Genomic DNA, 22,863 nt, shown 5'->3' on the forward strand with positions numbered 1-22,863 from the left:
GAACAGGGCAGCGGGTAAGCATGAAAAGATCGACACTTCTGACGGCCGGGCTTCTTTCGCTTGCCCCCGCCACCGCCTTCGCCCATCCGCATATTTTCGTGGAGGCGCGGCTGGAAGTTGTCGCCGCACCTGACGGCAGCATTCAGGAACTGCGCAATGTCTGGCGCTTCGACGAGGTCTTCTCTTCCTCGGTCGTCATGGACTTCGACAAGAACACCGATCTGAAGCTGGAACCGAACGAACTTGCCGAAGTCGGCAAAACCGTCCGGGATTCGCTTGCCGACTACGACTACTACATGAACATGACGATCAACGGGAAGAACATCACCGTCCAGAAGCCCGACATCATCCATGTCGATTATAAGGACGGCCAGCTCCTGATGTTCTTTGCCGTCAAGCCGGTGGAAAAGATGCCGCTGAAAGGCAAGCTGACCTTCGGCGTCTATGATCCGACGCTCTACACATCGATCGATTTCCCAACCGACAACGAACTTGCCATGGTCGGCGATGGCTTCAAGGCCTGCAAGCACGCGGTCGTGCGCCCCGACGCAGACGAAGTGATCTCGGAAAACAAGCAGTCGCTGACCGACGCTTTCTTCAACGATCCGACCGGCACCAATATGTCAAAACTGTTTGCCACCCGGCTGGAAATCACATGCTGACGAAACGCCTGCCCCTCGCCCTGCTCGCGCTTACTGTCATGGTCGCCGCCGCTCATGCGCAATCGCCGCTCGGCATCGGAACGGCGGAGCCGAGCTTCCAGCCGACGGGCGGGCCGCTGGCGCCTCTTTTTCTCTACGTGAATTACGAACAGCAGGCCTTCTATCGCGCCCTGACCGGTGCATTGAAGGACATGCGTCAGGACCCCTGGCAGCTTTCCTCGCTGATCGGCCTTTCATTCGCCTATGGCGTCTTCCATGCCGCCGGCCCCGGCCACGGCAAGGCCGTCATCTCCTCCTATATGATCGCCAACGAGATCGAACTCCGACGCGGCGTCGTCATTTCCTTCATCTCTGCCTTCGTGCAGGGCGTCATGGCGGTCATCCTGGTCGGCGGAGCATGGCTGGTGCTGCGCGGCACCGGCGTCACGCTGACCATGGCAACGCATGCGATGGAAATCGCCAGCTTCGTGATGGTCATCCTTTTTGGTGGCTGGCTGCTTTTCCGCAAGCTGCGCTCTATGGCTGGCAGCCTGCCGCGCCGTGAGCTGATGGCGACACCGGCCGGCCCGGTCAGCATGATGCTGGATTGGAAGGACAATGCCTCGGAGCGCCAGAGCGCGAATTTCAGCTTCAACGGCAAGGCCCAGGCCGTAGAACCCGGCCATAGCTACGTGCCCGGCATGGTCTGCGAGACCTGCGGCAATTCGCACCTGCCCGATCCATCGCTTGTCAGCGGTGACAAGTTCAGCATGCGCGAAGCCTGGTCGGCGGTTATCGCCGTGGGCTTACGCCCCTGCTCCGGCGCATTGCTGGTCATGACCTTCTCGCTGCTGAACGGGCTTTATCTCGGCGGTATACTCTCCGTCGTTGCCATGTCGCTCGGCACCGCGATTACGGTCGCGATCCTCGCCACCCTCGCCGTCACGGCCAAGAGCACGGCGGTGCGCCTCTCTGGCCGCGGCTCGTCCGCCTCCGTCTGGATCGGCAATACGATCGAGATATCAGGCGCTGTTCTCGTGATCCTGATGGGTGTGTTGCTGCTCGGAGCCTCCCTGCAGGGATAGGCTTCCGCTTATGGCTTATGGCTTCCTGCTGCGCTGATAGCGCGCCCGCAGCCAGAATATCCCGAAGAAGCACATCAGCAGGCAGACGCCGACGATGACCGCCAATGTCGGCGAGAAAGCGCCGATCCACAGCACGATGGTCGGCAGGAAATAGATCACCAGCCCGGCACAAACCAGAATGATAGCAGCGGCAATCGCCTGCGAACGGCTTTCCGGGCTCATGGATAGGGTCACTCCTCTTGTCCGGGAGTGGATAGGCCAGCCGCCCTCTAAAGGCAACTGGCCGCAGTGTCACTGAGCTCCGAGGGACCCCAAGATTACTGGGAGAGAGTGACCTTGGCGGAGGAGACCGTCGCTTCGATATGATCGACGAGCTGGTCGGGCAGACCGAGCCGGCCGGCAAGCAGGTCGAGATATCCGCGTTCTGCACGCGAATCCGGTTCGATCGTCAAGCGCGACGCCGTATAGAGTTCGACCTTCTGTTCCTCTGTCACCGCGGCTGCGACAAGCGCATCGATATCCGTCGGCTCCGAAAGCTCGCGCTCGATGAAGCTTGCGGCCTCGCCGCTGACATCGGCGGCCTTGACCTTGTCCATGATGAGCGTGCGTTCCGCATCGTCGATATGGCCATCGGCCTTGGCCGCAGCAATCATGGCGCGGATGAGGATGAGCACGAATTCATTGCTGGTCGCAGGTGAAGCCGAGCCGAAGCCGGATTCGGCAGGCGGTGGCAGGAGAACGGGATTGTTCGCCGTTGGCGCATCGGAGGGTGCTGCGGGCGCCTGTCCGGCCTGATAGTTCTTCCAGGCCTGGTAGCCGAGACCTGCGATGGCTGCGAGACCGCCGATAGCGACGGCATTGCCTGCAATGCTGCGGCCGGTCTTGGTGCCGAGAAGCGCGGCGGCAAGCGCGCCGGCCTTCAACGGATTGTCCTTGGCCACCTGGATCGCATCGCCTGCCCGGTCGCGCACGCTGCCGCCCACGCCCGGCACCTGCGATCCCAGAAACTGGTCCAGTAGTTTCTTCGCGTCGAACATGTCCTCATCTTCTCCCTGTTTTAAAGGCTGGAGGAGAACATAGGTTTGCGACTGCCGAAATACAAACGAGGGCGGTACAGCCACCCCCGTTCAAACCTGTCAGCTTTCAAAACCTGGGCTTTAAGAGCTCATCCCTTCAGCGCGAAAGCTTCGGAGGCGAGCTTGGTGATGCCTGCCCAGTCACCTGCGGCAACCAGCTCCTTCGGCGCAACCCACGAACCGCCGACGCAGATGACGTTCGGCAGCGAGAGATAGTCGTTGGCATTCTTCAGCGAGATGCCACCGGTCGGGCAGAAGAACGTCCCAGCAAGCGGCGAGGAAAGCGCCTTGAGATAGGCCGCACCGCCGGCCTGCTCGGCCGGAAAGAACTTCAACACCTGATAGCCTTCTTCGCGCAGCGCCATGACTTCGCTTGCGGTCGCAGCACCCGGAAGCAGCGGTACCGGAGAATCGGCTGCAGCATCCAGAAGCTCCTGGGTCGTGCCGGGGCTGACGATGAACTTGGAGCCAGCCTGTACGGCGGCCTCCCAATGGGCAGCGTTCAGAATGGTGCCGGCGCCGACTTCTGCGCCTTCTACTTCAGCAGCAACCGCGCGCACGGCATCCAGAGCAGCCGGGGTGCGCATGGTGATCTCGATGGCCTTCAAACCACCGGCAACGAGCGCGCGGGCGAGAGACACGGCCGACTTCGCGTCCTCGACGATCAGGACCGGAACGACGGGCTGGAGTTTCAGGATGGAAAGGAGTTTCTCTGTCTTCTCGCCCATGGCCGCAGTTCCCTTAAACGATTGAAATCGGCTTTCGAATAACGCTCTCACAAGGGCTTGTCGAGATAAAACCAGCCCGCGCGACAAGACGGGTATTAAATCGGTGGGAATTGGGCTAGGCTTTTACGACCGTCACAAAAGGTTCATTCGTATGGCGAAAGAGATCGAGCGGAAGTTCCTCGTACGCAGCGATGCATGGCGCTCCGCAGTCCAGTCGAAATCGGTCCTGAAACAGGGCTATGTCGCCTCGATGGACGACCGCTCCGTACGCGTTCGCATACTTGATGAAAAGACTGCGCGGCTAACGCTGAAGATCGGCCGAAGCACACTCACCCGCGACGAATTCGAATATGAGATCCCCGTCTCCGACGCCGAGGAACTGCTGGAAAACGCCATCGGCATCGTCATCGAAAAGACGCGCCATCGCGTGCCCCATGAAGGTTTCGTCTGGGAAGTCGATGTTTTCGCCGGCGTCCATCGCGGCCTCATCATCGCCGAGGTCGAGATGCAGGCTGAGACCGACAGTCCCTCCCTGCCCGCTTGGCTCGGCCGCGAGGTGACGGGCGACTTCCGCTATTCCAATCAGGCGCTTGCCACAGAATTCGAGCACGACAGGCATGGGCTATCGCATACGGCCTGAGGCCGACTTTACCGACGAGTTCCGAGGCGTGGCCGAGGAGCAGCTCACGCGCGCCATCACCGTCCTGGAAGAGCGGCCGGAAGGCGCCCATGAGGCAATTCACGCCTTCCGCAAGAGCATCAAGCGGCTGCGCTCGCTCTATCGTCTGGTGTCCCGCGAAGTGCCGGAATTCCAGAAGCAGGAAAACGCCCGGCTGAGGGATACCGCAAGGTCGCTCTCTGCGATCCGCGATGCCGCAGCAATTGTCGATACCGCTCGCTACTTGCAGGACAATGCCCGCAACCCGGAAGAAGCCGAGGCGCTCGGCCGCATTGTCTCTATCCTGGAGGCGCGGCGCGACTGGATGTCGGAAGCCGAAAGCGGCCTCGAACAGCGGCTGCACGACGCTGCCCACGCCTTGCGGGAAGCGATCGCAGCGCTCGACGATGTCGCCTTCGACAAGAGCCATCGCAAGAATGCCCGCATGCTGGCAAAGAGCTGGCGCCGGACGGCATCGCGTGCGAGGGAGGCACTGGATGCCTGCCACGAGGATGCGGCGGCTGAAGACTTCCACGAACTGCGCAAGCGCACCTATGACTACCGCCTCTACCACGCGCTTTTGCGCGATCTCTGGCCGAGCGCGATGAAGGCCAAACGCGACTTCGCCAAGGAGCTTGTCGAGCGCCTGGGTCATATCAACGACCTCGCTGTGCTCTCGGATCTCGTGGAGGCGGAGCCGCAGCTCTTCACCCGCAATGACGATCTCGCCCATTTGCTGGACGCCGTCATCTTTCGCCAGCAGGAGGATCGCCGCGAGGCGCTGCTCAGCGCCGAAACGCTCTACGGCGACGATCCCGATGATGAAGCGCAGCGTCTGGAGCTACTCTGGGGCTCGCTCCGAAATTGATGCATTTGCCCATTGACCTCAACATCAGTTGAGGTCGTAGCCTCGGCCGGTCAATGAACCTTGCCGAGGAAAATATGTCTGCCGAAAATGCCGCGATGCCGCAAATCCAGGGCATCTACGAAACCCATCTCACCGTCGCCGATCTGAAGACCTCCATTCCCTTCTACCGCGATATTCTGGGCCTCGAATTCGCCGCCGAATTTCCCGAACGCCGCATCGCCTTCTTCTGGGTGAACGGCAAGAAGAACGCCATGCTCGGCCTCTGGGAAACCGGCACCAGCCCCTTGAAGATGCGCCTGCACATGGCCTTCCGCTTGTCGCAGGAGGAAATGATGCGGGCGCCGGCGCTGCTGATCGACAAGGGCCTGAAACTGCACGGCTTTCACGGCGAGCCGATCACCGAACCGATCGTCATCGGCTGGATGCCGGCGCTGTCGCTCTATTTCAACGATCCCGACGGACATTCGATCGAATTCCTGAGCGTGCTCGACGAGGAGCCGGATGCTGCGTTTGGCATGCGGTCCTACGCCGAATGGAAGGCGCGCGGATAGGCACAATCCGACAATGCCGTCCTTGCGTAATGTCATTGCGCAGGGACGGCATATTCTGTATTTCCACGCGCATGACCGACAATGCGACCCAAACAAGCCCCTTCCTGGTGGCAGCGCTCTATCATTTCGTATCCCTGCCGCGCTTCGAGAGCCTGCAGGCGCCGTTGCAGGCGCTGTGCGAGGAGAATGGCGTGAAGGGCACGCTTCTGCTCGCTCATGAGGGCATCAATGGCACGATTGCCGGACCGGATGCCGGCATCCATGCCGTCCTCTCCTTCCTGCGCGCGCAGCCGGAATTTGTTGCCCTGGAGCACAAGGAAAGCCGCGCGTCCAAAATGCCGTTCCTGCGCATGAAGGCGAAACTGAAGAAAGAAATCGTCACCATGGGCGTCGAGAATATCGACCCCAACAAGGTGGTCGGGACCTATGTCGATCCCAGTGACTGGAATGCACTGATCTCGGATCCCGACACAATAGTCATCGATACCCGCAACGACTACGAGACGGCGATCGGCATCTTCCGCGGGGCGCTTGACCCCCAGACCAAGACCTTCCGTGAGTTTCCAGACTGGGTGCACAACAATCCCGGCCTGCACAACAAGCCGAAGATTGCAATGTATTGCACCGGCGGCATTCGCTGCGAGAAGGCGACCGCCTTCATGAAGGAACAGGGCTTCGAAGAGGTCTATCACCTCAAGGGCGGCATCCTGAAATATCTTGAGGAAGTGCCGCAGGAAGAAAGCCTTTGGGAAGGGGCCTGCTTCGTCTTCGACGAGCGCGTTTCCGTCGAACACGGCCTGAAGGAAGGCGAGCACAAGCTCTGCCATGCCTGTCGCAACCCGATCACGGTAGAAGAGGTCACCTCGCCTCACTACGAGGAAGGCGTTTCCTGCAGCAACTGCTACCATACGCGCAGCGAAGAAGACCGTCTGCGCTATCGTCAGCGCCAGCACCAGATCGCACTCGCCAAGAAGCGCGGCCAAAAACATATCGGCACGTAGAGGAATTCCAGCAAAAGTGCGCAGCAGTTTTGCGTCCGGAATTGCTTGAGAGCTGAGAGATAGAGCGAAGCTCTACCCTGCGATTCGGCGCTGCGACCGGGTCTTGCGTCGCTCCTGCAGCAAGCCATTGATCTGATCGGCGGCCATCGGCTTGCCGAAGAAATAGCCCTGCAGGCTGTCGCAGCCGAAGAGACGCAGCGCAATTGCCTGCTCCTCCGTCTCGATGCCTTCGGCGGTGACGGGGATATCCAGTGCGCGGGCTAGTGCCACCGTCGCCTGCAGCATTTCCCGCTGCCGGCTGTCAGTGGTAACATCGATGACCAGCGAGCGGTCGATCTTGATGCGGTCGAAGCCGAACTGCCGGAGGTAGCCGATCGAAGAGAAGCCGGAGCCGAAATCGTCGAGCGCCACCTTGACGCCGAGCGACTTGAGGCGATCGATCGACTGGCGCGTGCGCTGCGGGTTTTGGATCATGTAGCCTTCAGTGATTTCAAGCGTAACGCGGCTTGCCTCGATCTCCGTCTGCTTCAGCACGTAGCGAACATAATCGGTGAAGGCCGGATTGCGGAACTGGCCCGGGGAAACGTTGACCGAGATCTTCAGCTCCGGCCACTGCTTAGCCGTTTCACAGGCCTTGCGCAGCACGAAAAGGCCAAGGGATTCGATGAGCCCGCTGGTTTCGGCAATGGGGATGAAGACTTCAGGCGAAACCGGGCCGTGGCCGGGCCGGTTCCAGCGTACCAGCGCTTCGACGCCATTCATCTCATGCGTCGCGGCGTCGACGAGCGGCTGATAGGCAAGCGTGAGATCGCCGCTTTCGATTGCCATGCGCAGGTCGAGCTCCAGCGCGTTGCGCTGCGCGCGATCGGTATCCATGGCCGGATCGTAGAGCGTCATGCGGGCGCGTCCGGCTTCCTTTGCCTTGTACATGGCAAGATCGGCGCGGCGTACCAGTTCTTCACGGTCGATCGAGCCGAGCGACGACATGGCGATGCCGATGCTGGCGCCAACCACGACGATCCGCCGGCCGACTTCGAGCGGCTCGGCAAGGAAATCGAGGATCTGCTCCGCCAGCTGCAGTGCGGCGGCGTTTTCCGCATCCGAAAGGAAAGCGATTGCGAATTCATCACCGCCGATGCGCGCGAGCACGGCATCATCAGGGATCAGCACGTCCAGCCCCGCCGCAACAGCACGGATCAGCTGGTCGCCAGTGCCATGGCCATAGCTGTCGTTGACTTCCTTGAAGCCGTCGAGGTCGAGATAGAGCAGCAGGACGTTCCGCTTCGTTTGTCGCGCTTCCACGACGAAACTGTCCATCGCGAGGCTCAAGCCATCGCGGTTGGAAAGACCGCTCAGACGATCGCGAAGCGCTTCCGCACGCGCACTGTTTTCCTCCGCCTTCAGGCGTCGCCCGGCCAGCCAGCCGATGATGAGCAGGACGACGAAGAACAGGCCGACAAGACCAAGCGCCTGAATGACCATGGGCCGAACCTGCGCATAACCGATATCGCCGGGCGAACGCGACACCCAGACAAGCTTGCCAAGAACCGCGCGAGCAGGGTCTGCGATTTCCACCGAATAGGACGAGGCAAAATCCGCTGGCACCAGCCGCAATCCGTTCAGCACGTAAGTGGTGCCGAGAGCAGATATTTTTGCATCATCGAGATGCCGGGCGAAAATCAGATAGCGATGTCGACCGGCAGGAATATCAAGCTCACCTGACTTCTCTCGCACAAGCGCGATACCGACGGCGGCAATGCCTCTGGCGGTCTTGATGAAACCGGTGGCTTCCGGCTTCTCGCCGGCATCAGGTCCACGAACCTTGTCCAGAAGCCGCCAAAGTGATGGGGAGAAGAAATCACTGACCGGCATCGGCATTGGCAAACCGTCCTGATAGGACATGACGGTCTCCTTCTGGTCGTCAATGACGATGGCCATATCGAAGAGAGAGCTATTGAGGGACATCTCGCCATAATTGCTGATCGTCCATGCCATGCCCTCCGGCTCGTAGACATTGGCAGCCGCGTCATCCCAGGCGGCGTAGTCATCAAGCGTAGCAGCAAGCTGGTTCTCGAAGGTCTTGACTGCGCCAACCGTCGTTTCACGCGAACGCTCGTCGTCTAGCACATTGGCATTTTCGGAAACACGCTCCAGCGCCGTCAGAACCATGATGGTGACAACAGCGACAATGATCGCAAAGGAAAAAAGCACGCCAGTAACCGTGGTATGGCGGCCCAAACCCGATCCGTTGCTTTTAGACCTCAAGACTGCCGGCAATTCATACAACTCCCCGTTCAATAAACCTTCGCAGTCAAGGGTCAAGAAACGCTTAAAATCATGAGAACTATCGAGAATCCGGCTCAGGATTTACTGGAATACCTCATATTTCCGCAGATTGACAACTAGTTTCCAATAATGGTAACTAGTTTCCGTAATTTCATATGGAGAACCGCAGATCTTGAAACGCACGATCGCAGCGGATTTGCTGACGGACATCATGCTTATGGTCTTCCGCATCAACGGACGACTGCTGGACGGCGGCGACCGGCTGGGCGCACCGCTGAACCTCACCAGCGCCCGCTGGCAGGTGCTCGGAGCAATTTCGCTGTCTCCCGGTCATGTCACGGTGCCCGCCATTGCCGAGATGATGGGCATGACCCGCCAGGGCGCCCAAAAGCAGGTGAACAAGCTGGAGGAAGACGGCTTCATCGAAAAGCGGCCCAACCCGCGCCATCAGCGCTCGCCCTTCTATGTGCTGACGCCGCAAGGCGCTGAGAGTTATGCGCGGATATCAGCGCTTCTTACCGGCTGGGTCAATGCGCTTGCCGGCGGGCTAAATGCAACGGAGCTGCGGGCGGCGCTCGATCTTCTGAACAGGTTCGACCAACGGCTGGCGCTGGACGCCACAAAAAGCGAGGAGCGGAAATGAAAACGATCATTCATGCCGGCGCGGGCGCAGTCGCCATGATCCTGATTGCGGGTTTTCTGACCGCAACACTGATCTCCGAACTTCTTCTGGATGCGACCGCTATTCTTGCCGTCAAGAAAGCGATCCTTGCCGGCCTCTGTCTGCTGATCCCGGCGCTCGCAATGTCAGGCGGCAGCGGCTTTTCACTTGCCCGCGACCGTCTTTCGCCGGCTATCGAAAGGAAGCGCAGACGGATGAAGATCATTGCAGCAAACGGGCTGCTGATCCTCCTGCCCCTGGCAGTCCTGCTTTACCTTCGCGCGACGGCAGGCCTGTTCGATATTCTCTTCTACGGAATGCAAACGCTGGAAGTGCTGGCCGGCTCCGTCCAGCTTGCGCTGCTCGCCCGGAATTTCCGCGACGGACGGAAAATGACGAGAGGAAAACGTCTCGCAGCAGCAAAGACGCTGAATGCGATCTGAAACGGCAGGGCATTGATGCCCCGCCGAAAATGTCTGCTAGAAATACCTGGCCTCAGACGGCCTTGTGATTACCCTTCGGGAACTGGCTGGCGAGTTCGCGATACCACTTGCCGCTCTTCTTGAGCGTGCGAACCTGCGTTTCGTAGTCGACATGGACGAGGCCGAAGCGCATGCGATAGCCTTCCGCCCATTCGAAATTGTCCATCAGGCTCCAGGCAAAGTAACCGCGCATCGGATAGCCGTCCTTGATGAGACCAGCAACGACATCGAGGTGATCGCTGACATAGTCGAGGCGCATCACGTCATCGACCTCACCATCGACCACATCGGTATTATCGCAGGCGCCGTTCTCGGTGATGTAGCATTCCGGCAGTTCGTAGCGGCGGTAGAGGTCCTCGACGAGCAGCTTGAGGCCCGGCGAATATACTTCCCAGCCGATATCCGTCTTCACGTCGCTTGCAGGAGGTGCTTCCACCGTCCAGGGGAAGTCGCCCTTGCGGCTGGCATCGTCGGCGACGCGCTCCGGCTTGTAGTAGTTCAGGCCCCACCAATCGAGCTTCTGGTTGATGATCTTGAGGTCACCGTCCTCGATGATGGGCATGCGATCGCCGAGTGCCTCGACGAATTCCCTGGGATATTCACCCTTGAAGACAGGGTCGAAGAAAGCGCCGTTATGAAACTGATGGGCGCGTTCGCCGGCAGCAAGATCGGCCGCATTGTCCGAACCGGGAATGATCGAGGAGGCATTGAGCACCAGACCGACAGGCACACCAGGCGCTTCAGAACGGATCGCCTCGACACCGAGACCATGCGCAAGGTTCATGTAGTGCATGGCATGAAGCGCGGCCTGCATGTTGCGCTCGCCCGGCGCATGAATGCCATAGAGATGGCTGAGCCAGACGATGCACCAAGGCTCGTTGAAGGTCGCGACGCTGTCGAGGCGGTCGCCAAGGCGGCTCATGACAGTCTTGGCATAACGCTGATAGGCGTAAGCCGTCGAACGCGCCGTCCAGCCGCCGTCACCGGCGAGCAGCAGCGGCAGGTCCCAGTGATAGAGCGTCGCGAAGGTCTTGATGCCGCGCGCCTTGCAGCCGTCGACGAGACGATCGTAGAAATCGAGGCCGGCCTCGTTCACCGGACCGGTGCCATCGGGGATGATGCGCGGCCAGGCGATCGAGAAACGATAGGCATCGACGCCCATGCTCTTGATGAGATCGAGGTCCTGGTCCAGCCGGTTATAGTGGTCGCAGGCGACATCGCCGTTATCACGGTTATGGACGCGGCCCGGCATGTTACAGAAGGCGTCCCAGATGGATGGCTTGCGGCCATCGGCTTTGCTGGCGCCTTCGATCTGGAAGGCAGCGGTGGCAACACCGAAGGTGAAATCGCCGGGGAAGCGGTCGGCAAGCGTTTTCGGATCGATCATCTGTGAATCCCATCTCTCAGTTATGGACTGACCGTTTGCGCGGGGTTTAGCCAAGCCTGATGGCAAAGTACAGGCCGGCGGAAAGAAAAACTGTAACGTTGCAGGAAGAAAGACAAGACGGCTGCGGGCCCACCAGCGGCCTCTCTCCCCAATCTCATAACGCCAATGTCAGCAGTCGTGATTTGCTGTCGCGACCGCGATCCTTACACCGGAAAGGGCATCACAATATGAAAGGAAACGAATGTTCTCTTCGATCCATTTGCTGCAGCCGCATTTCTTGAGCCTGCTGCGCATCGTCTCGTCACTTGTGCTTTTCAGCTACGGGACGCAAAAGATCCTGCTTTTCCCGGCTGCAGCAAGCGTGCCGCCCATCGGCTCGCTTTCGTGGGTTGCCGGCCTTATCGAACTCACGCTCGGCTTCCTGGTGCTCATCGGTTTCCAGACACGCATCGCAGCCTTCGTGCTTTCCGGCCTGATGGCATCAGCCTATTTCATCGGCCACGCATCGAAGAGCTTTTTCCCGGCGCAGAATGGCGGCGTCGCGGCAATCCTGTTCTGCTTCGTCTTCCTTTATCTGGTCGCCGCCGGCGCCGGACCTTTCAGCATCGAACACCTGCTGAAGCGCAACCGCACTGCGGTTGCCGCCTGATCACCGCAGAAAAAACGCCGGGGCGATATCCAACCGCCCCGGCGTTTTTTAATGACATGCGCCTGATTGGCTCGGAAATTCAGACCTTGACCCAGGCACCGTTGCGCTTGGACGACGCGACGCAGGCCTCGACGAAGGCGACACCCTTCACGCCGTCATCGACTGTCGGGTAGACCACGGCCTTATCGACAGCCTTGCCCTTCTTGTGGGCGTTGATGGCGTGTGCGGCTTCCGTATAGATCGTCGCAAAGGCTTCGAGATAACCTTCCGGATGACCGGAGGGAACGCGTGAAACCCGGGCAGCAGCAGCACCGGAACCGGCGCCGTTGCGGGTGATCAACCGCTTTGACTCGCCAAACGGCGTGTACCAGAGGTAGTTCGGATCGGCCTGGACCCATTCGAAACCACCCTTGGTGCCATAGACGCGCACCTTGAGACCGTTCTCGTGGCCCGGCGCCACCTGGCTGCACCAGAGCATGCCCTTGGCCGGCTTTTCCGACCCCTTGGCCTTGAAGCGCAGCATCACGTGGGCGTTGTCGTCGAGACGACGGCCCGGCACGAAGCTGTCGAGATCGGCAGCAAGGCTGTCGAGTTCCAGGCCGGTGATGAAGGACGCAAGGTTATAGGCATGCGTGCCGATATCGCCGGTCGAACCGCCGACGCCTGATTGCGCCGGGTCGGTGCGCCATGCGGCCTGCTTCTGGCCGGACTGCTCGATCGCTTCCGTCAGCCAGTCCTGCGGATATTCGGCCTGAACGATGCGGATATCGCCAAGCTCGCCATTGGCGACCATTTCGCGCGCCTGACGGACCATCGGATAGCCGGTGTAGTTATGCGTCAGGATGAAGAGAGCGCCGCTCTCGTCGGCAACCTTCTTCAGCTTCTTGGCATCGGCAAGGTTTGAGGTCAGCGGCTTGTCGCAGATGACGTGGATGCCGCGGCGCAGGAATTCCTTCGCCGCATCATAGTGCACGTGGTTCGGCGTGACGATGGAAACGGCTTCGATGCCGTTCTTCAGCTTGGCTTCGCGGATCGCCATTTCCCGGTAGCTGGAATAGGTGCGCGACGGATCGAGACCGAGATCACGACCCGACTGTGCAGCCTTTTCCGGCGTCGACGACAATGCACCGGCGATCAGATCATACTGATCGTCGATACGCGCGGCGATACGGTGGACGGCGCCGATGAAGGCGCCAGCCCCGCCTCCGACCATGCCGAGCCGGATGCGCGGCTCGCGGGTCTGTTCGGATGATGCTTCGATTGCCATGATATTCTCCTCGAAATCCTGATCCGGTTACGACAGACCCAACATGCGTCGGTTGGCCGCCTGATCGGTGCCGCCGGCAGCGAAATCGTCGAAGGCCTTTTCAGTGACGCGGATGATGTGCGCCGCGACGAATTCAGCGCCTTCACGCGCGCCGTCTTCCGGATGCTTCAGCGCGCATTCCCATTCGACCACGGCCCAGCCATCGAAGTTGTTGGCGGTCATCTTGGAGAAGACGGCGCCGAAATCGACCTGGCCGTCGCCCAGCGAGCGGAAGCGGCCGGCACGCTCGACCCAGCCCTGATAGCCGCCGTAAACGCCCTGGCGTCCGGTCGGATTGAACTCCGCATCCTTGACGTGGAACATCTTGATGCGGTCTTTGTAGATGTCGATATTGTCGAGATAGTCGAGGCACTGCAGAACGTAGTGCGACGGATCGTAAAGCATGTTGGCGCGCGGATGGTTGCCGACGCGTTCCAGGAACATCTCGTAGGTGATGCCGTCGTGCAGGTCTTCGCCCGGATGGATTTCGTAGCAGACGTCGATGCCGTTTTCGTCGGCATGGTCGAGGATCGGCTTCCAGCGGCGGGCAAGCTCGTCGAAGGCGGTCTCGACGAGACCGGCAGGGCGCTGCGGCCAGGGATAGATGAAGGGCCAGGCAAGCGCCCCGGAGAAGGTCGCATGCGCCTTGAGGCCGAGATGCTTGGAAGCCGTCAGGGCATACTTGACCTGCTGCACGGCCCATTCCTGGCGCGCCTTCGGATTGCCGCGCACTTCAGGTGCGGCAAAACCATCGAAGGCTTCGTCATAGGCCGGATGAACGGCAACGAGCTGGCCCTGCAGGTGGGTGGAAAGTTCGGTGACCTCGACGCCATTTTCGCGCGCCTTGCCTGCGAATTCATCGCAGTAGTCCTTGGAGGTCGCCGCCTTCTTGAGGTCGATGAGCTGGCTTGCCCAGGTCGGAACCTGCACGCCCTTGTAGCCGGTGTCGGCCGCCCATTTGGTGATCGCGTCCCAGGAATTGAAAGGCGCGGTATCGCCCGCGAATTGCCCAAGGAACAGGCCGGGGCCCTTGATCGTCTTCATGTCAGATTCCTCCCTGAATATCGATCGTAAACGTTTTCGATAAATCCTAGTGCGCCGTTCGGTAAAGAAAAGGCGCCTCCCCGCCAATGCGAAGGATTTGGCGGGTTAGCCGAAAATCAACGCGGACTGGACCTAATCACGCTCGCCGCAGATGGGCAAGAGGTACGTGCCGCATTTTGGCTGCAACTTGTCTGAAGGCACGAAAATGCGCCCATCCTTGCGAACGGGCGCATTCATCGAAAGCGGTTATCAGAACGGAGAGTCCGGGAAGTAGAAGTTCTTGGCATTCTCCTTGGTGACGAGCGTCGCGTCCAGGATGTAGTTGCCGTGAACCGGAACCTGATCGTAAAGCGCAGCAGCCGTCAGTTCCATTGCCGTACCGACCATTGCCGGCGGATAGAGAACGTCGACCGGGATCAGCTTGTCGCCATCCATGACCTTCTTGATCATGTCCTTGGAGCCGGCGCCGGCAACGACATACTGGATGTCGGTGCGCTTGGCCTGCTCGATGGCCTGCAGAACGCCGACAGCCATGTCGTCATCCTGGCACCATACGACGTCGATCTTCGGATACTTCGTCAGATAGTCCTGCATGACCTTGAAGGCATCGTCGCGGTTCCAGTTGCCGTACTGACGGTCGAGAACCTTGACCTTGGAGCCGGCGATACCCTTGTCGAAGCCGTCCTGGCGCTGCTGGTCGATCGGGATCGGCAGACCGCGGATGATAACGACTTCGGCTTCTGGCGTCTTTCCAGCAATGTACTTGCCGGCGACTTCGCCGAGCGCCGGGTTGTTGCCGGCAACGTAAAGGTCACGCACGGAATTGTCGTTGCTCGACGGCGCACGGTCGACGAGCGCAACGAACTTGCCCTTGCCCTTGACTTCCTTGATGGCGTTGACGAGCGGATCCGGATCGGAAGGCAGGATGACAAGCGCATCGATGCCCTGCGTATCGAGGTCCTGTACGGCGTTTGCCTGCGTTGCGGCATCCGGCGAGGTCTTGACGATGACGTTCAGGCCCGGATGTTCGGCCATCAGCTTCTTGGCAACGCGCTCGGCGTGAAACACGACGCCCGACGTCCAGCCATGGTCAGCGGCCGGAATGGACACACCGATCGTATAATTCTTGTCCTGGGCGTAGGCTGCGCCGGCAAAAGCCACCCCCGCAACAGCCAGACCCAACATGAGCTTGCGCATGCTATTTCCTCCCAAAAATATCAGGGACTTCTCCAATCCGAACCGGGTGCCCTGGATAGCCCGGCCAATTCGAAAAACAGGCTGCCTTACGATTTGCGCACCAGCGACCGCTGCACCAGCATGGCGATGATGATGATCGCACCCTGGATCGCGCCGATGAGATATTCGCTGATGAAGTTCGAAAGCAGCATGATGTTGCCGACGAGTTCGAGAATGAAGGCACCGCAGATCGTGCCCCATACCCGGCCGGCCCCGCCCTTCAGCGCCGTGCCACCAACGACGACGGCCGTGATCGCCTGCAGCTCCCACAGGATGCCGGTCGTTGCCGAAGTCGAGCCAAGGCGTGGCACGTAGAGCAGCACTGCAATCGCCACGCAGAGACCCTGAATGACGAAGGCGATGGTGCGCACGCGGTTTACCGCAATACCGGAATAGCGCGCCACATCGCTGTTCGAGCCGACAGCCACAACATGCCGGCCGTAACGCGTGCGATAGAGAATGAAGGCTGCGACCGCGGTGACCGCCAGGATGACGACGATCGGCACCGGCACGCCGAGAAAACTGCCGAAATAGGCAGGGCGATAAAGCGTCTGGATATCCGCAGAGCGCAGCGTGATCGCACCGCCCTGCGACAGCCATGTCGTCAAGCCGCGGTAGATGCCCATCGTACCAAGGGTGGCAATGAAGGGTTCGATCTTGCCGACCGTCGTGATGAGACCGTTTGCAAGACCACAGAGCGCTCCGGCGACCACGGCGAAGACGACAGCTGCAACCAGCATCAGCGTCGGATCGGCGATGACGCCGGAATTGATCAGTAGGATCATCAGGCTGGCGACAAAGGCCACCATGGAGCCGACGGAAAGGTCGAGGTCGCCGGCCGAGATCACGAAGGTCGCGCCGACGGCGATGATCGCAATGAAGGCGCAGCGCGTCGCGACATTCGTAAGGTTGGTGAGGCCGATGAAATTGGGATTGACCAGCGCGCCCACGATGAGGAGCAAGGCCAGTGCGGCAAAGGGCGCTACCGCACGAAGATCGACATCACGCCAGGATCTGCGCCGGATTTCCCTGGTCTCCTCGTTAACACTCATGTCCAAAACCAACCTCCCGTCCCATTACTACTGGGCATCTTGTTTGTCCCGCGTGCGGGCCGCCCATACCGCGCTCTGCCGGCGTCAGGCGGCTACCTGACGCTTCAGGCCTGCCGCGTAACGCATGATTTCCTGCTCGGAAATTTCATCGCCCTCGAGGATGCCGACAATCCGACCCTCGCGCATGACGGCCACGCGCGTACAGAGGCCGATGACCTCGGGCATCTCCGAGGAGACGACTATGATTGCCCGCCCGTCGCGGGCGAGCGCCGAGATGAAATGATAGATCTGCTGCTTGGTGCCGACATCGATCCCTCGTGTCGGCTCATCGATGATGATGATCTGCGGCTCGGTCTCCATGACCTTGGCCAGAAGCAGCTTCTGCTGGTTGCCGCCCGACATGCGCCCAGCAATGATATTGCCGTCGCGTACCCTGATGTCGAAGCGGCGCTTGGCCTTGGCAAGAGCCGCCGCCTCGCTGCCGGGGCTGAGATAACCGTGGCTGACATGACGCTCGAGCGACTGCAGCGTCAGATTGGCAATCATGCCCGAACTGAGCAGCAGGCCTTTCGACTTGCGGTCCTTGGTCATGTAGGCAAGGCCAGCGCGATTGACGGCGCGCGCATCGCCCGAAGACACGCTCTCGCCATGGATGACGACCTCGCCCGAAAGCCGTGAACGAAGGCCGGCAATCGCCTCCATCAATTCCGTGCGGCCCGAGCCGATCAGTCCGGAAAAGCCAATCACTTCGCCCTTGCGCACCTCAAAGCTCGCGTCCTGCACATAGCCGGTCGAAACTGAACTGACGCGAAGCACGATTTCTTCGTCGACGTTGGGTTCGACCTTGGCGGGATAGAGGCTGGAAAGCTCCCGGCCAACCATGAGCTGAGCGATGGATTCACCGTCCAGCATAGAGGTCGGCGCCGTCTTCACCCATTGGCCGTCACGCAGGACCGTGACCATGTCGGTCAACTCCATCACCTCGTCCAACTTGTGGGAAACGAAGACAAAGCTGGTGCCCTGATCGCGCAGTTTACGCACCTGCTTGAAGAGCATGCTGGTTTCCTCGCGCGACAGGACTGCCGTCGGCTCGTCCATGAAGACGACGCGCGCATCGCGACTGATGGCCTTGGCGATCTCGACCATCTGTTTGTCGGCGATGGAAAGCGAACTGATCATTGCATTCTCGTCGACATGCGAACCGAGCAGGTCGAGCACCCGGCGCGTCTCAGCTCGCATATGCTTGCGGTCGAGCACGCCGAAATGCGTAACCTCGCGCCCGAGAAACAGGCTCTCGGTCACGGTCAGATGTTCGGCGAGATTGAATTCTTGATGGATAATGACGATTCCGAGCGCCTCGGCCGCACCGTTCGGCGGGAGCGCCACGACCTTGCCATCCAGCAGGATTTCACCCGATGTCGGCTGCTCGAAACCGGAGAGAATCTTGACGAGGGTCGATTTTCCAGCACCGTTTTCGCCCATCAGCGCGTGAATTTCACCGGCGCGAAGATCGAAATTGACGCTGAAAAGAACCTGCACGCCGCTGAAAGACTTGCAAATGCGCCTGGCGGACAACACCACCGGCGCAGCCTCTGCGGTATCCATGCTCATGATTTTCCTCCTGCGGCTCCCATCCGCTTATGTTGGCCATATGTAAACCTTTACATCGGGCATGTAAAGGTTTACATCGTGGATTTACACAGACTTGTTGAAGCCTGCCTTTGACCTCCCGGCAAGTCTGTGTAGTGTGCGGCGAAGACAGCCCAAGGCAGACCCCGTGTCGAATTCCACGCCCGCTACAATCGAAGACGTCGCCCGGATCGCCGAGGTTTCCATCGCGACGGTTTCGCGGGCAATCCATATGCCCGAAAAGGTGGCCAATTCCACGCGCCTGAAGGTCAACCAGGCGATCGCCATCACCGGTTATACGACCAATGCCATGGCGCGCAGCCTGCGGCTCGGCCGTTCCAATATGATCCTGGTCGTGGCGCCCGATATCGGCGACCCCAATTTTTCCAATATCCTGATCGGCCTGGAAAACGAGGCCCGCGCCCATGGCTACGGCATTCTCATCGGCCATACGCAGAACGATGCGCAGCGCGGCCTGGAATATCTGAAATTTTTTAGCTCCAACCAGGCGGCTGGGCTGATCCTTTTCACGGGCATCCTGCCCTTCGGTCATCAGACTGTAACGGCTCAATTGCCGCCGAGTGTTGGTGTATTCGAACCTGTCTTCAATGGCGGCATTCCCTATGTCGGCGTTGACGATATCGAGGGCGCCAGAAAGGCAGTCGACCTGCTTCTGGCCGAAGGACACCGCAAGATCGCCTTCATCGGCGATTCCCGCACCCGCCTCGCCTACAGCCGTCGCCGGCAAGGCTATGATGCCGGTCTCGACGCCGCCGGCGTGCCGAAAGACACGCGTATCGTACTGGAGGGCGACGGCACGATCGAGAGCGGCCGCCATGCCGTGGAACAGCTTTTCATGCGCGACACGCTGCCCAGCGCCTTCATGTGCGTCAATGACCAGACGGCGATCGGCGTCATGATCGGCCTCGATGCCCGCGGATACAACATCCCGCAGGATTTCTCTGTCACCGGTTTCGACGACGTACCGCAAGCTGTTTTCATGAGCCCGTCGCTGACGACGATCCGCCAGCCACGCACTGCAATCGGCAAACAGGCCATGGCACTGTTGCTGGAACTTCTCTCGAATGGCCGGCCCGCCGAAACGGAAATCCTGCTACGGCCGGATCTCGTAGTGCGCAATTCGGTCTCCGCACCGCCGCGCAACTGGCAGAAGCGATAAGGTCCGCTTTACCTATAGCTGAGCTTCAATGGCCGCCTTGTCGATGATCGACCAAACCTGCTCGATCCGCCCCTCCAGAAACTCATAGAAGACGTTTTCAGCAAACTGAACCTTTCTGCCATTGACCGGCAGGCCGAACAGCATCCCCTTCGGCGTGCAGTCGAAAAGCAAACGGCTGGCGACACGCGGCGGCTCGCACACCAGCATCCGGATGTCGAAGAAAAGGTCGGGGATCGCTCGGAAATCGCCTTCGAGCATGTCGCGATAGCCGGAGAGGCCAATATGTTTGCCGTTATAGCGGACGTCGGCGTGCACGAAATTGCCGAGGTTCGGCCAGTCCTGGCTGTTCAGGCAAGCGATATAGCCCCGATAAAGATCGGGAAGATTGGCGTCCGTCATGAAAGCGATCCGCGTTCGTAAACTGTCGGCCGAAAACTAGGACGCTGGGGACATCCGACAATACTGAACCAGGTGCAAAAAAGCCGGGAAGCTTTCGCTCCCCGGCCCTCATAAGAAATCAAACCAGCAATTAAACGTAGCGGTTGACGATGTTTTCGAGCAGCTCCTGCTTGCCGGACCTCGGCTGCGGGTTGACGTCCTTGCTCTCGACCCAATGGGTAATCTCGTCCAGCGAATATTCGCCGCGGAAGAGCTTCTGGCTTTCGGCCGAATCCCAGCCGGCATAGCGGTCTGCGAGCGGCTGGGAGAGGGCCTTGTCCTCGACCATCTTGGCGGCAGCCTTCAGGCCACGGGCGCAGCAATCCATGCCGCCGATATGGCCGATCAGCAGGTCTGCCGGATCGAGCGACTGACGGCGCAGCTTCGAATCGAAGTTGGTACCGCCTGTCTTGAAGCCGCCGCCTGCCAGAACGTGGTAATAGGCCAGTGCCATTTCCGGAACGTTGTTCGGGAACTGGTCGGTATCCCAACCGGACTGGTAGTCGTTGCGGTTCATGTCGATCGAGCCGAAGATGCCGAGCGCGTTTGCGAGCGCCAGTTCATGCTCGAAGGAGTGGCCGGCGAGGATTGCATGGCCCTGCTCGATGTTGAGCTTCACTTCATTTTCGAGACCGTGCTTCTTGAGGAAGCCATAGACGGTCGCAACGTCGTAGTCGTACTGGTGCTTGGTCGGCTCCTGCGGCTTCGGCTCGATGAGGATCGTGCCCTTGTAACCGATCTTGTGCTTGTACTCGACGACGAGGTTGAGGAAGCGGCCGAGCTGGTCGAGCTCGCGACCGATGTCGGTGTTGAGCAGGGTTTCATAGCCTTCGCGTCCGCCCCACAGAACGTAGTTTTCGCCGCCGAGCTTCTGCGTGGCGTCGATGCAGGTCTTCACCGTCGCGGCGGCGAAAGCAAAGACATCCGGATCCGGGTTGGTAGCAGCACCCGACATGTAGCGGCGGTTGGAGAAGAGGTTCGCCGTGCCCCAGAGCAGCTTGGTGCCGGTGGTGGCCTGCTTCTCGGCGAAGTAATCGACGATCTCGTTCAGGTTTTTCGTGTTTTCGGCAAAGTTCTTGCCTTCCGGGCGCACGTCAGCGTCGTGGAAGCAATAGTAGGGCGCGCCGAGCAGCGAGAAGAATTCGAAAGCGACGTCAGCCTTGAGTTTGGCAGCCTTCATCGTGTCTTCGAACCACGGACGCAGGAAGGTCTGGCCGCCGAAGGGATCGCCGCCCGGCCAGGTGAATGTGTGCCAGTACGCGACTGCGAAGCGCAGATGGTCTTCCATGCGCTTGCCGAGAACGATTTCGTCCGGCTGATAGTGACGGAACGCCAACGGATTGGTGCTGTCGGGGCCTTCGTACTTCACTTTCTGGATATCGCCGAAAAATCCGGTGCTCATTTGGGTTCTCCTTGGGTTCAGCTCTTATGGATGGATCAGTGCGCCAGCGACTTGATCGCCGGATAGGTCGCGCGGTAGCGCTTGTAGGCATCTTCATAGGCGCCGCTGAGGGCGGCGACCGGCTCGATCGTGCCGGCAGTCACCGGCGGCGTGCAAACGGCAACCGGATCGGCGCCTGTCGCTGCAATCAGGCCAAGGCGGGCAGCGCCGAAGGCCGCGCCGAAATCGCCGTCTGCTGGCAGGTCAACGGGAACGCCGAGCGCGGTCGCGATCGAAGCCAACCAATAGCGAGAACGCGAGCCACCGCCGATCGCCGTGACGCGGGAAATATCCGTGCCGGCCGAACGCAGCGCTTCGAGATTGTCGCGGATCGCGAAGGATACGCCTTCGAGTACCGCCTGCGTCAGCACCACACGGCTGCTTTCATGCTCGAGGCCGATGAAGGCACCCCGGATGACCGCATCATTATGCGGCGTACGCTCGCCCGATAGGTAAGGCAGGAAGGTCACACCTGTCGGTGCCTTCAGGCTGTCGCCGAGTTCGCCGGTGAGATCGGCCGCCGACTTGCCTGTAACCGAGGAATGCCAGTTGAGAGCATCGGTAGCCGACAGGATGACGCCCATCTGATGCCAGGTGTTCGGCAATGCATGGCAGAAGGCATGAACCGCGCTTTCCGGCTTCGGCAGGTAAGCGGCATTGGCGGCAAAGAGAACACCAGACGTGCCGAGCGAAACGAAGGCGGCGCCATCGCTGACCGTACCCATGCCGCAGGCCGAAGCCGCATTGTCGCCAGCACCGCCGGCAACGATGACATCGCCGGAAATGCCCCAAGCCGAGACGAGCTCGGCGCGCAGCTTGCCGCCCTGCTCCGTGCCTTCGACTAGCGTCGGCATCTGCTTCTCATCGAGATGGGTAGCCGCCAGCAGTTCGGACGACCAGGCGCGCTTGCCGGTGTCGAGCCAGGAGGTGCCGGCCGAGTCGGACATTTCCGAGATATGTTCGCCCGTCAGCCAGAGGCGCAGATAATCTTTCGGCAGCAGAACCTTGGCGACCTTGGCGAAGATCTCAGGCTCATTCTTGGCAACCCAGGCAAGCTTCGGCGCGGTGAAGCCGGGGAAAACGATATTGCCGGTCAGCTTGCGGAAACGCGGATCGGCATCGAGCGCGGCTGCCTCGATATAGGAACGCGTATCGTTCCAGAGGATGCAAGGGCGCAGCACCTTGTCCGAGGCGTCAAGCAGCGTCGCACCGTGCATCTGGCCGGAAAGCCCGATGCCCTTTACCGCGGCGAGTTCCTTCGGATGTTTGGCCTTGAGGCCGGCGACGGCCTCTTCCGTGGCGCGCACCCAATGGGCCGGTTCCTGTTCGGACCAGCCGGAATGCGGACGCGAGACATCGAGCGAACCGTTGGCCGAACCGATGATCTTCTGATCGCCGTCGATCAGCATCGCCTTGACGCCCGAAGTTCCGAGATCGAGACCCAGATACATGTGGTATTTCTCC

The 22,863-nt window shown here is 60.2% G+C and carries 23 protein-coding genes; 10 read left to right on the forward strand and 13 right to left on the reverse strand.

Annotated elements, in window-relative coordinates:
- The first annotated feature begins 20 nt into the window (after positions 1–20).
- Positions 21–662, forward strand: a complete 642-nt coding sequence (locus AC1DNW_RS01330; RefSeq protein ID WP_113295999.1) for a DUF1007 family protein — start codon at positions 21–23, stop codon at positions 660–662.
- On the forward strand, positions 656–1,726 hold the full coding sequence (locus AC1DNW_RS01335) for a nickel/cobalt transporter (protein WP_477851771.1): 1,071 nt from the start codon (positions 656–658) through the stop codon (positions 1,724–1,726). The genes AC1DNW_RS01330 and AC1DNW_RS01335 overlap by 7 nt, the downstream gene beginning before the upstream one ends.
- 15 nt (positions 1,727–1,741) lie before the next feature.
- Here AC1DNW_RS01335 and AC1DNW_RS01340 read toward each other — a convergent pair whose 3' ends face one another.
- From AC1DNW_RS01340 to AC1DNW_RS01350, 3 genes are all read right to left on the reverse strand, one after another.
- Positions 1,742–1,948, reverse strand: coding sequence for a hypothetical protein (locus tag AC1DNW_RS01340; RefSeq protein ID WP_113295997.1), 207 nt, complete (start codon positions 1,946–1,948; stop codon positions 1,742–1,744).
- A 95-nt stretch (positions 1,949–2,043) separates the two neighbouring features.
- Positions 2,044–2,763 (reverse strand): tellurite resistance TerB family protein, encoded by a 720-nt coding sequence (locus tag AC1DNW_RS01345; protein WP_477851772.1) that lies wholly within the window; start codon positions 2,761–2,763, stop codon positions 2,044–2,046.
- Between the two features lie 128 nt (positions 2,764–2,891).
- Entirely contained in the window at positions 2,892–3,530 is a 639-nt protein-coding gene (locus AC1DNW_RS01350) for a 2-dehydro-3-deoxy-phosphogluconate aldolase (RefSeq protein ID WP_113181532.1), read from the reverse strand.
- Between the two features lie 151 nt (positions 3,531–3,681).
- On the opposite strand from AC1DNW_RS01350, the gene AC1DNW_RS01355 reads away from it, so the two are divergent.
- From AC1DNW_RS01355 to trhO, 4 genes are all read left to right on the forward strand, one after another.
- Positions 3,682–4,170 carry a CYTH domain-containing protein gene (locus tag AC1DNW_RS01355; RefSeq protein ID WP_113295995.1) on the forward strand — a complete coding sequence of 163 codons (489 nt, stop codon included), beginning with the start codon at positions 3,682–3,684 and terminating at the stop codon, positions 4,168–4,170.
- Positions 4,148–5,056 carry a CHAD domain-containing protein gene (locus AC1DNW_RS01360; RefSeq protein ID WP_477851774.1) on the forward strand — a complete coding sequence of 303 codons (909 nt, stop codon included), beginning with the start codon at positions 4,148–4,150 and terminating at the stop codon, positions 5,054–5,056. Before AC1DNW_RS01355 ends, AC1DNW_RS01360 begins: the two co-directional genes overlap by 23 nt.
- Positions 5,057–5,130: 74 nt before the next feature.
- Entirely contained in the window at positions 5,131–5,607 is a 477-nt protein-coding gene (locus tag AC1DNW_RS01365; protein ID WP_477851775.1) for a VOC family protein, read from the forward strand.
- A 71-nt stretch (positions 5,608–5,678) separates the two neighbouring features.
- Positions 5,679–6,608: an oxygen-dependent tRNA uridine(34) hydroxylase TrhO gene (trhO, locus tag AC1DNW_RS01370; protein ID WP_113310409.1), complete on the forward strand. Its 930-nt coding sequence runs from the start codon at positions 5,679–5,681 to the stop codon at positions 6,606–6,608.
- A 72-nt stretch (positions 6,609–6,680) separates the two neighbouring features.
- Here the strand turns inward: trhO and AC1DNW_RS01375 are convergent, their stop codons facing one another.
- Complete coding sequence (locus AC1DNW_RS01375) at positions 6,681–8,885, reverse strand: EAL domain-containing protein (protein WP_113310410.1); 2,205 nt, start codon at positions 8,883–8,885, stop codon at positions 6,681–6,683.
- Between the two features lie 181 nt (positions 8,886–9,066).
- On the opposite strand from AC1DNW_RS01375, the gene AC1DNW_RS01380 reads away from it, so the two are divergent.
- Complete coding sequence (locus AC1DNW_RS01380) at positions 9,067–9,537, forward strand: MarR family transcriptional regulator (RefSeq protein WP_113310360.1); 471 nt, start codon at positions 9,067–9,069, stop codon at positions 9,535–9,537.
- Entirely contained in the window at positions 9,534–9,998 is a 465-nt protein-coding gene (locus tag AC1DNW_RS01385) for a hypothetical protein (RefSeq protein WP_113310361.1), read from the forward strand. Before AC1DNW_RS01380 ends, AC1DNW_RS01385 begins: the two co-directional genes overlap by 4 nt.
- Positions 9,999–10,050: 52 nt before the next feature.
- Here AC1DNW_RS01385 and AC1DNW_RS01390 read toward each other — a convergent pair whose 3' ends face one another.
- Positions 10,051–11,424, reverse strand: coding sequence for a GH1 family beta-glucosidase (locus tag AC1DNW_RS01390; RefSeq protein ID WP_113310362.1), 1,374 nt, complete (start codon positions 11,422–11,424; stop codon positions 10,051–10,053).
- A 241-nt stretch (positions 11,425–11,665) separates the two neighbouring features.
- On the opposite strand from AC1DNW_RS01390, the gene AC1DNW_RS01395 reads away from it, so the two are divergent.
- Entirely contained in the window at positions 11,666–12,073 is a 408-nt protein-coding gene (locus AC1DNW_RS01395; RefSeq protein ID WP_113310363.1) for a DoxX family protein, read from the forward strand.
- Positions 12,074–12,152: 79 nt separating this feature from the next.
- Here AC1DNW_RS01395 and AC1DNW_RS01400 read toward each other — a convergent pair whose 3' ends face one another.
- The 5 genes from AC1DNW_RS01400 to AC1DNW_RS01420 form a co-directional block, all read right to left on the reverse strand.
- Entirely contained in the window at positions 12,153–13,340 is a 1,188-nt protein-coding gene (locus tag AC1DNW_RS01400) for a Gfo/Idh/MocA family protein (protein WP_113310364.1), read from the reverse strand.
- Between the two features lie 27 nt (positions 13,341–13,367).
- Positions 13,368–14,423: a sugar phosphate isomerase/epimerase family protein gene (locus AC1DNW_RS01405; RefSeq protein ID WP_113295988.1), complete on the reverse strand. Its 1,056-nt coding sequence runs from the start codon at positions 14,421–14,423 to the stop codon at positions 13,368–13,370.
- Positions 14,424–14,672: 249 nt separating this feature from the next.
- The gene (locus AC1DNW_RS01410) at positions 14,673–15,620 is read right to left on the reverse strand and encodes a substrate-binding domain-containing protein (RefSeq protein WP_113295987.1); all 948 of its coding nucleotides are present in this window, start codon (positions 15,618–15,620) and stop codon (positions 14,673–14,675) included.
- A gap of 86 nt (positions 15,621–15,706) precedes the next feature.
- The gene (locus AC1DNW_RS01415) at positions 15,707–16,711 is read right to left on the reverse strand and encodes an ABC transporter permease (protein ID WP_113295986.1); all 1,005 of its coding nucleotides are present in this window, start codon (positions 16,709–16,711) and stop codon (positions 15,707–15,709) included.
- Between the two features lie 84 nt (positions 16,712–16,795).
- Positions 16,796–18,322, reverse strand: coding sequence for a sugar ABC transporter ATP-binding protein (locus AC1DNW_RS01420; protein WP_113310365.1), 1,527 nt, complete (start codon positions 18,320–18,322; stop codon positions 16,796–16,798).
- 166 nt (positions 18,323–18,488) lie between these two features.
- Between AC1DNW_RS01420 and AC1DNW_RS01425 the strand changes: the two genes are divergently transcribed.
- A complete protein-coding gene (locus AC1DNW_RS01425; protein ID WP_113295984.1) occupies positions 18,489–19,520 on the forward strand; it encodes a LacI family DNA-binding transcriptional regulator in 1,032 nt (343 codons plus the stop codon).
- Between the two features lie 12 nt (positions 19,521–19,532).
- On the opposite strand, the gene AC1DNW_RS01430 is transcribed toward AC1DNW_RS01425, so the two are convergent.
- From AC1DNW_RS01430 to xylB, 3 genes are all read right to left on the reverse strand, one after another.
- Positions 19,533–19,919, reverse strand: a complete 387-nt coding sequence (locus AC1DNW_RS01430; protein ID WP_113295983.1) for an ester cyclase — start codon at positions 19,917–19,919, stop codon at positions 19,533–19,535.
- Positions 19,920–20,049: 130 nt separating this feature from the next.
- Complete coding sequence (gene xylA / locus AC1DNW_RS01435) at positions 20,050–21,360, reverse strand: xylose isomerase (RefSeq protein ID WP_113310366.1); 1,311 nt, start codon at positions 21,358–21,360, stop codon at positions 20,050–20,052.
- Between the two features lie 35 nt (positions 21,361–21,395).
- Positions 21,396–22,850 (reverse strand): xylulokinase, encoded by a 1,455-nt coding sequence (xylB, locus tag AC1DNW_RS01440; RefSeq protein ID WP_113295981.1) that lies wholly within the window; start codon positions 22,848–22,850, stop codon positions 21,396–21,398.
- Between the last annotated feature and the right edge of the window lie 13 nt (positions 22,851–22,863).

It is taken from the genome of Rhizobium sp. 05L429, assembly GCF_056397645.1.